The organism is Vibrio nereis NBRC 15637 (assembly GCF_001591105.1).
GTDB classification, from domain to species: domain Bacteria; phylum Pseudomonadota; class Gammaproteobacteria; order Enterobacterales; family Vibrionaceae; genus Vibrio; species Vibrio nereis.
In genome coordinates this window covers 1-632 of record NZ_BCUD01000061.1, presented here as the reverse complement: position 1 = coordinate 632, position 632 = coordinate 1, and the positions used below count along the sequence as shown (strand labels likewise).

Annotated in this window: 1 protein-coding gene; it reads left to right on the top strand. The window is 47.8% G+C overall.

The genetic code is table 11. The features are described 5' to 3' along the window. Positions 1–596 (top strand): IS3 family transposase (locus VNE01S_RS18785; protein WP_061781665.1); only part of this gene is annotated, 596 nt, incomplete at its 5' end. Positions 597–632: the final 36 nt, after the last annotated feature.

Sequence of the window (632 nt, the reverse complement as noted above, 5' to 3'; positions counted from 1 at the left end):
TTATGAAGGAAAAAGGTATCAGGGCACGCAATGGTAAAGGGTTTAAATACAGCAAGGATGTGGCTGCGATGACGAATGTTGCTGACAATTTACTGCGAAGAGACTTTGAGTCTGAGATGCCAAATCAGAAGTGGGTCACGGACATCACGTATATCTGGGTGAAGAGCCGTTGGCTCTTCTTGGCGACAGTGATGGACCTGCATTCAAGGCGCATCGTGGGTTGGTCGCTAGGGACAACGATGACCGTCGAGCTCATCACCAATGCTCTAAAAATGGCGTTTGAGTCACGTAAGCCGCCTAAGGGCGTCATCATCCATTCGGACCGTGGTGTACAATACAGAGCATATAAATATCAAGACTTCATGCGCAAGCATGGAGGTGTGCCGAGCATGAGTCGACAGGGCAACTGTTGGGATAATGCGGTAATGGAGTCGTTCTACAGTCGACTGAAAGTCGAACTGATATACGCAGAAGACTACCAAACTGTCGAAGAAGCCCGAATGGGCATCTTCGAATACATTGAGGTATTTTACAATCGCAAAAGAAGGCACTCAGCGTTGGGGCATGTCAGCCCAGTTGAGTACGAAAGTATGTAGTTATGTACTGTCTACTTTTTGTGGGGTACACCAGTG